Origin of the sequence: Paracoccus marinaquae, from assembly GCF_018860165.1 — a bacterium.
GTDB lineage: Bacteria > Pseudomonadota > Alphaproteobacteria > Rhodobacterales > Rhodobacteraceae > Paracoccus > Paracoccus marinaquae.
Genome location: NZ_JAHKNG010000073.1, coordinates 1 through 7,962, shown reverse-complemented (window position 1 = coordinate 7,962; position 7,962 = coordinate 1). Strand labels below are relative to the sequence as shown.

The following is a 7,962-nucleotide window of genomic DNA, read 5'->3' as shown; positions in this document are numbered from 1 at the left end:
GAAATGGCGCAAGCTTGATGGCCAGAACCGCCTGCCCGAGATCATCCAGGGGATTGAATTCCGCGATGGCCTCCGCCAACTTCAAACCGCCGCCTGATCAGGCATCACCAACTTTCGCGCATATCTCTCATTGACCCGGCCAGCGGCACGCGGCAGGTCTGGTGGCAGGAATGGGGAACGAGATGGAACGATCTGAAGACATCCGCGCCAGGCTGGAGAAACTCGAACAGCTCTTTGCACGCGGGGCCACACCAGGCGAACGCGCCGCAGCTGGCGCAGCCCGGGATCGGCTGGCTGAAAGACTGAAGTCCCCGGCTGACGAAAAGGAGACCGAGCTGCAATACTCGCTCCCTGACGCATGGGCGGTGCGCATCTTCGTGGCGCTGTGCCGCAAGCACGGCGTGAAACCCTATCGGTATCCACGACAGCGACGCACCACCGTGATGGTCCGTGTCCGACCGGCGGCCTTCAACAAAACCGTTGGTGCGGAGTTCCGCGCCCTGCACGCGGAACTGGTGGCGTATTTCAAGGATACGGTCAATCACCTGATAGCTGACGCCATGAGGTCCGACGGCGACGATGAGAACATTGAGACGGCGCTGATCGGCGACAAGGCCCCCCTCAGGCAGTAGTGCTCCACTGCCAGTATGACATCGCCGTAGGCAAGGAAGGACATCATCATTCGGCCCAAGGACGAAGCCGCTCGCGCGGCGATGCAGCGACGCCTTGGAAGTCTGTCGCTGGCCGGTCGAGGCAAGGCCGACCCTCACCCGCCGTTCGACAGGACGTTGCGCTGCGTTGCGGCATTCGCCAGACCAGCCCTTCGACTACCGGTGCAGCATTTTCGCCGGATTGGCGGCAGCCATGCGGGACAGAACCTGCCTTTCGCCGCAGATGTTAGCATACCTGCCGCGCCGGATGTGCTACAAGGTGATTTCGGCAAAGAACCATTCGACCATTTCGGCTACCATGGTAACACAGCCCGAATCCGTCAGCCACAGGCGGGCCTGACCGCCCGAGAACATGATACCGAACCCGATACCCGCGATCTCAGTCCGCCAGAACGAACTTCCCGACCTGCTGGCCAGCTATCGGATCACGACCCATCCGGTTGCCGCGCGATCGTGGCGTGAAACCGAGGCCGGCGGCTTCGCGGATCAGGACCGCTATCCCTATACGTGGACGGTCTATTTCCTTGTCGACGGGCAATGGGCGCATGTCGAAAGCGCGCGGGGCTTGCGGCGGGAATGGAGCAGCCTCGACCGGCTGGAAAAATGGCTGCGCCGCATGGGCTTTCGCTTTTTCTGGGTACGAAACGACATAGAACCCGCCGAAGAGGATCAGCTCGATCCCCACAGCGGGCTCTCGTTCAAATAGGGCCGATCGCCCGGCCCCAAAATGACAGCCAGGCGGTGTCAGTCACTGTGGCCCGAGGCCAGTTCGCGGTGAACTATACCCTCGGATTCACCCGGATGAGCCGCCCGGCTCCACAGATAGAAGCACAGTCCGATAAATGCCCATCCGCCGGCGATCGCCCATTCATAGGGCCAGACCAGCGCCGCCGGGCTGCCCGGCATGTAAAGCAGGATAATGCCGGCAGACAGGATCAGGGCGCCCCAGCCGACGAATTTGCCGTTGGCCACGCGGAACGGGCGCGGCATCTCGGGCTCTTTGCGGCGCAGGGCAAGGAACGAGGCGGCGACCGCCGCATAAGCGACGACGATCCCCAGCCCGCCGGCATCAACCAGCCAGACCAGCGCTTTCCGGCCGAACAGCGGGGCGACGATCGACAGCGCGCCGACCATCAGGATGGCGTTGACCGGGGTGTTGTACTTCGGATGCAGCTTGCCCAGAAAGGCCGGCAGCATCTTGGCATGCGCCATCGCATAGATCGCCCGGCTGCCGCCGACGAGGAACGCGTTCCAGCTGGTGATGATGCCGCCGATACCCGCCAGAACCAGCAGTTTGCCCGCCCATGCGCCGCCGAACACCGCGCTCATGGCGTCGACCGTCGGCAGGTTCGAGGCGGCCGAATCCTCGGCCGACAGCGCCAGCGAGACGGCAAGGATGATCGCGATATACCAGGTGACCGCCATCACGACCGACAGGATCAGGATGCGGCCGATCTGCTTGTGCGGCAGGTCGATCTCCTCGGCCGCCTGGGGAATCACGTCGAAACCGACGAACATGAAGGGCGTCATGATCAGGACCGCCATGATCCCCTTGGCTCCGTCCGCGAACAGCGGCTCCATATGCCCGGTTTCGCCGTTGAACAGCGACCCGGTGACCAGCATGATGCCGACGATCAGGATCAGCAGGGTCACGACCTTCTGCAGCAGCGCGCAGGATTTGATGCCGCGGATATTGATCCAGGTCATCGTGATCGCGCCGACGACGCCGACCATCGCCCAGGTGAAATAGACGTCCCACCCGGCGACGTTCCACATCAGCCCGACCTTGTAGTTGGGGAACAGCTCCTCGACCACGGTGGGCAGCGCGACCGCTTCGAAGGCGACGACAGAGATATAGCCCAGGATGATCGCCCATGTGCAGATGAACGACCCGCCCATTCCGAAGGCGCGATGGCTGTAGACATGCTCGCCGCCGGTCAGCGGCATGGCTGATGCCAGTTCAGCATAGGTCAGTCCGATCAGCACCACGGCAAAGCCGCCGATCGCGAAGGCCAGCATCGCTCCGAAGGCGCCGGCGCTGTTGACCCATCCTCCGGCCAGAACCACCCAGCCCCAGCCGATCATGGCGCCGAAGGCCAACGCCAGCACCTCCTTTGAATCGAGAACTCTCTCGAACTTCCCTTCAGCCATATTGCTCACCATGTCTCCGAGTTGAATATTTCTGGATGTCTCTTAGAACAATCCGCTTGCATTATGTAACATAATGTAGCTGACTCGATCTCGCCGCGCAACAAAGTGCTATCTCTAGGCGCCGCACGAAACAAAAATTGCCCAGAATTTGTCCAATAGGAGCGAAAATGACGGAATCGGTCCGAGGTGAAGAACGTCCAAAGCTAAATGGCCTTACCCAGATATTTCGATATCTGCGCCGAAATGAGACGCCCATCTATGTTATTACTCCTACGCCCTTCAGCTTGTTGGGGTTGGACCAATGGATCGGCGGGCTGGAGTTCATCAACTATTTCAACATATTCGACGACACACATCCACGGGTTTTCGTACCTCACCGCGACGGCCCGGAAGAGTTCAACTCGATGGAGGACGTCGCCAATTATCTGGTCGAACACCCCGAATTCGCCGCGCGCGTCAAACAGCAGCCGCGCGGCAAGGCGATCTTCGTGATGTTCGACGAGGAAACCGAACGGCTGTGCGAAAAGGTCGGAATCGACATCGCACTGCCCTCCGCCGCGCTGCGGACGCGGCTGGATTCCAAGATCGAGACGACGCGGCTTGGCAATGAGGCAGGCGTGGCCAGCGCACCGAACGCCGTTGGCGAAGCCGACAGCTTTCAGGACCTGCTGCAGATCGCGGAACAGGCCGGGCTGGGGCGCGATCTGGTCGTGCAGACCCCCTATGGCGACAGCGGTCGCACGACCTTCTTCATCAAGTCCGAAGAGGACTGGGACAAGTTCGAAAGCAAGATCGTCGGCCAGCAACTGAAGGTGATGAAGCGCATCAATCACCTTCCCGGCACCATCGAGGGCTGCGCCACGCGGCACGGCACGCTGGTCGGCCCGGTCATGACCGACATCACCGGGTTCGAGGAAATCACCCCCTATAAGGGCGGCTGGTGCGGCAACGACATCTCGACCACGCTGCTGCCCGACGGCGTTCCCGAAAAGGTTCGGGAAATGGCCCGGAAATTCGGGGACCGTCTGTACTCCGAAGGCTACAAGGGCGTATTTTGCCTCGATTTTCTTCTGGATACCGATGACCACCAGGTCTATCTGGGCGAGCTGAACCCGCGCGTCAGCGGTGCCACCCCGCCCACGAATCTGATCACCACCACCTATGGCGGCTGTCCGCTGTTCCTGTTCCACCTGCTGGAATATCTGGACGTCGATTACGAGATCGACCCCGACGAGGTGCAGGGACGCTGGAACGACTATGACAACTGGACACAGCTGATCCTCAAGCAGACCGAGGACAAGGTCGAACTGATCACCGATGCCCCGAAATCGGGCATCTGGCGGATGAACCCGGACGGCAATGTCGAATTTCTGCGAGGTGCGCTGAACATCACCAGCGTCGGTGACGAGAACGAGGCGTTCTATCTTCGCGTCTATGGCGTCGGCGAATACTGCTATCACGGCGCCGATCTGGGCTGCCTGCTGGCGCGCGGACGGATGCAGTCGGATGAGCGCGCCCTGTCCGATCGCGCAAAGGCGTGGAATGCCGGGTTGAAAGCCGCCTTTACCAGCGTCCCCTTGACCGCCGAGGCGCCCGTCCATCCGCCGCAGGGGCTGGATGTGGGTAAATGGTTCTGACAGCGGCGCGAGCGGTCGTGATTCGGCGCGCCGGGCGGTCCTCTTGACTTTCGCAACCAAACTGCCAGCTTACTACATTATGATGCATAGTGTCTGACCGCCCGCGGCGGTCGGACGGCAGACCGGCCGGACAAATCGTCCGGCCCAAGGCGTGGAAGGACGGCTGATGCAGCTTGAGTTTCGAGGTTTGACCGAGCAGCGGCCCGGCACGGCATGGCGGGCGGTCTTCGACCATGGCTGGCCGGGCTGGCGTGAGTGGTTTCTTGCCAAGGGTGGTCGTCAAGGCCCCCGGCTGGACGAAGCGCGGCGGGCATTGCGCCGTCACATGCCCGAATTCGAAAGCCTATGGGACGAGCTTGTAGCGACCGTAGGCGGCGACGAGGATGCGGCGCGTTTTCTCAGCTTCTGGATGCCGCCGCGCTATCTGGTGTCGTGCAGCCAGCTTGTGCTGTCCGACGATTCCGGCCCGCTGCTGCTGCGCAACTACGATCTGGACCCCGAACTGAACGAAAGCACCATGCTGCACTCGGCCTGGCGCGGGCGGCGGGTCATGGGCATGGTCGAGGGGCTGGCCGGGCTTGCCGACGGCATGAACGATGCGGGGCTGGCCGCCTCGCTGACCTTTGGCGGTCGGACGCAAAGCGGGCGCGGTTTCGGCATCCCGCTGATCATTCGCTATGTGCTTGAAATGTGCCGCGATGTGTCGGATGCACGTGAGGCGCTGCGCGCCGTGCCCTGCCATATGTCCTATAACGTTACCGTCGCCGACCGGACCGGCGATTGGGCCACGGTGTTTCTGGCGCCGGATCGCCCGGCGATCCTGTCCGACCGGCCGCTGGCGACCAATCATCAGCTGGGCGTCGAATGGCCGCGCCACGGACGCGAGACACGCACACAGGTTCGCGAAACGCATCTTGAATCGATGCTGGCCCAGCCTGACCGGCTGACCGGCGCCGGGGCAACGCAGTCGTTCCTGCGCGCGCCTCTGTTCTCGACGAATTACGACAAGGGGTTCGGCACGGTCTATACCGCAGCCTACCGGCCCGCGACGGGCGAGGCGATGCTGCTGTGGAAGGACGGCGAGCCGCTGGTCTGGAAGATCGACGACTTCCATCCGGCGCGCGCGAATGTGGCTTATTCGCAGTGCGGATCGGCGGTCGTCGGGCGGTGGAAGGATACCCCCGCATCGCCGCAACACAAAACGGGCGCGCAGCCTGCGGCGCTGGCCGGCTTCATGGCGCAGCTTTCGGCCTGCATGGCGGGGCAGCGCGACTGGGCCAGCCTGGGCAAGTTCTGGGCGCCGAATTCCGATTCCGCCCTGCCATATGGAGATGTCTCATGACCCATTTCGCCATAGCCGGCATCCAGATGTCCGTCGGCATGCAGAACAATATTCAGGCGATGAGGAGCCGTCTCGACGTACTGATGCATGTCTACCCCTGGGTCGAGATGGTGCTGTTCAGCGAACTGGCAGCAAGCGGCCCCAACCATGCCAGCGCACAGCCGATGGGTGGCGAGTTCGAGACCGAATTTCAGGACATGGCGCGCAAGCACGGGATCTGGCTGATCCCCGGCTCGATCTTCGAGGAACGCGACGGTCTGATCTACAACACCACTCCGGTCATCAACCCGAATGGCGAGATAGTCACCCGCTATCGGAAGATGTTCCCCTTCACGCCCTATGAGCAGGGCACGACTCCGGGCGCCGAATTCTGCGTCTTCGACGTGCCCGAAGTCGGCCGGTTCGGCGTCTCGATCTGCTACGATCTGTGGTTCCCCGAGGTTTCGCGGACGATGGTCGCGATGGGCGCAGAGGTGATCCTGAATCCGGTTCTGGCCAGCTTCGTCGACCGTCCCGCCGATCTGGCCATCGCGCAGGCGACCGGGGCGATGTTCCAGTGCTATGTCTTCCATATCAACGGCATCCACGCCGGCGGAAACGGATACTCGACGGTTGTCGACCCCGCCGGCCGGATCATCCATCGCGGCAGCGTCGGCGAGGAACTGATCCCGATCGACGTCGATCTGGGCGAGCTGCGTCGCCAGCGGCAGCAAGGGTTGCTGAACATGGGGCAGCCGCTGAAGAGCTTTCGCGACAGCAGCGTGGAGTTCAGGGTCTACAAACCGGATTTCGACCGCAGCTATCTGAATTCTCTCGGCCCGCTTGAAAAGCCGGATCGCGCGGTGCGTACGGCACAGGTGACCTGCCAGTGATCTTTCATCGAGCCGCGACCGGAGCCCGGGGAGTTGTCACGTTAATCGGGTAGCGATTGCCTCCTCGCTGTTTGCTACGTAGGTCACGGCGATGCAGACACCTTCCATCAGCTACAAGCGGCACCGGTTCCCGCCTTCGATCATTGCCCACGCGGTCTGGCTGTACGTCCGGTTCAATCTGAGCCTGCGGGAGGTCGAGGAGATGCTGCTCGAACGTGGCATCGACGTCTCCTATGAAACGGTTCGGCGCTGGACGGCCAAATTCGTAACCATCCGGCGTAGGCCGCGGTCGCTGGCGTCTCTCAGATCGTAGGTTTGGGTTTGCGGGGCTGCGTGGTCCATTTTTTCGCAAGCCGCTCGAAGCGTTCGATGATGCTGGCGATCCCGGCATCTTCGGCGTCAAAGTTCCCGCCGGACCAGTGGACCATATCCGCGTGCTGCTCGTGATTGGGATCGGCGAGCGCTTCGAGGAACTCCTCGTAGCCCCAGGCGCCGCCGACGTCCTCGGGCGGGCAGGCCCCGGCGGCCTTCAGCAGCCGTGGACAGGTCATACCCGGGGCGGCCTCGTTGACCCGCTCGATCCGGATACTGTGGTCCCAGTCATCGCCGAAGTCGTAGATATACTGGATCGTCCTGGTGCCGATCTGGTCGATCAGCTTTTCCAGGCTCATCTTCTTCGCGTCCATGGGGCCGTCGTAGATCCCGTCCGGATCGGGCACGCCCCAACCGGCATCCCCCACCCGGAACTCGTAGAGATGGGCGTCGGTCCAGCCCATGGCCGCCTGGATGACCTCATGCAGCCGGTCGAGCCTGATCTTCAGCGGCACCTCGATATGGCGCATCGGCTGCGGGTCGACATCGTTCAGGATAATCCGGAGGCGGGCGATCAGGGTCATGCTGCCATCCTTTGCGGAGTTCGAGACCAGTTCCATGGCAGCAGATCCGGCACCCGAGAAGCCGTCGTGCCGGGCAGTCTGGCCAGGACATCGGCGAGCCAGGCCTGAGGATCGACATCGTTCATCTTCAAGATGCGATCCGAGCCGCAGCAGGAACCCGGCTCAGGTCTTCGGCGAGATGCTGACACTACTCGAGAACACCAAGCGCAGCCGCGCTGACGCGATCGAGCTCGCCTACCGAAAACAGCCAGGCGAGCGCGTGCATGGTAACCGCCCGGTTGTTACCGCGGTTACTCAGGCGGCTTGGGCCTGAGTGTCGGCGATCGGCGTCCAATTCCACGGGAGGAGCTCGTCGAGCCGGTTGATCTTGTGGTCATGGATGCGGTCGAGCAC

7 protein-coding genes and 2 pseudogenes are annotated in these 7,962 nt (G+C 62.5%); 6 read left to right on the top strand and 3 right to left on the bottom strand.

Annotated features, from left to right (window positions below; genetic code table 11):
- Positions 1-182 precede the first annotated feature (182 nt).
- Entirely contained in the window at positions 183-632 is a 450-nt protein-coding gene (locus KNW02_RS19670) for a hypothetical protein (RefSeq protein ID WP_216034888.1), read from the top strand.
- A gap of 391 nt (positions 633-1,023) precedes the next feature.
- Positions 1,024-1,377 carry a hypothetical protein gene (locus KNW02_RS19665; RefSeq protein WP_216034887.1) on the top strand — a complete coding sequence of 118 codons (354 nt, stop codon included), beginning with the start codon at positions 1,024-1,026 and terminating at the stop codon, positions 1,375-1,377.
- Positions 1,378-1,415: 38 nt separating this feature from the next.
- On the opposite strand, the gene KNW02_RS19660 is transcribed toward KNW02_RS19665, so the two are convergent.
- The gene (locus KNW02_RS19660; RefSeq protein ID WP_216034886.1) at positions 1,416-2,822 is read right to left on the bottom strand and encodes an APC family permease; all 1,407 of its coding nucleotides are present in this window, start codon (positions 2,820-2,822) and stop codon (positions 1,416-1,418) included.
- Positions 2,823-2,989: 167 nt separating this feature from the next.
- On the opposite strand from KNW02_RS19660, the gene KNW02_RS19655 reads away from it, so the two are divergent.
- The 4 genes and pseudogenes from KNW02_RS19655 to KNW02_RS19640 form a co-directional block, all read left to right on the top strand.
- Positions 2,990-4,459, top strand: coding sequence for a biotin carboxylase (locus KNW02_RS19655; protein ID WP_216034885.1), 1,470 nt, complete (start codon positions 2,990-2,992; stop codon positions 4,457-4,459).
- Positions 4,460-4,625: 166 nt separating this feature from the next.
- Complete coding sequence (locus tag KNW02_RS19650) at positions 4,626-5,801, top strand: C45 family autoproteolytic acyltransferase/hydrolase (RefSeq protein WP_216034884.1); 1,176 nt, start codon at positions 4,626-4,628, stop codon at positions 5,799-5,801.
- Positions 5,798-6,673, top strand: a complete 876-nt coding sequence (locus KNW02_RS19645) for a carbon-nitrogen hydrolase family protein (RefSeq protein WP_216034883.1) — start codon at positions 5,798-5,800, stop codon at positions 6,671-6,673. Before KNW02_RS19650 ends, KNW02_RS19645 begins: the two co-directional genes overlap by 4 nt.
- Before the next feature lie 91 nt (positions 6,674-6,764).
- A pseudogene (locus KNW02_RS19640) lies at positions 6,765-6,938 on the top strand (IS6 family transposase); the annotation flags it as partial.
- Between the two features lie 37 nt (positions 6,939-6,975).
- On the opposite strand, the gene KNW02_RS19635 reads toward KNW02_RS19640, so the two are convergent.
- On the bottom strand, positions 6,976-7,569 hold the full coding sequence (locus KNW02_RS19635) for a plasmid pRiA4b ORF-3 family protein (RefSeq protein ID WP_216034882.1): 594 nt from the start codon (positions 7,567-7,569) through the stop codon (positions 6,976-6,978).
- Positions 7,566-7,697: pseudogene (locus KNW02_RS19630) on the bottom strand (transposase domain-containing protein); the annotation flags it as partial. The gene KNW02_RS19635 and the pseudogene KNW02_RS19630, both read right to left, overlap by 4 nt.
- Between the last annotated feature and the right edge of the window lie 265 nt (positions 7,698-7,962).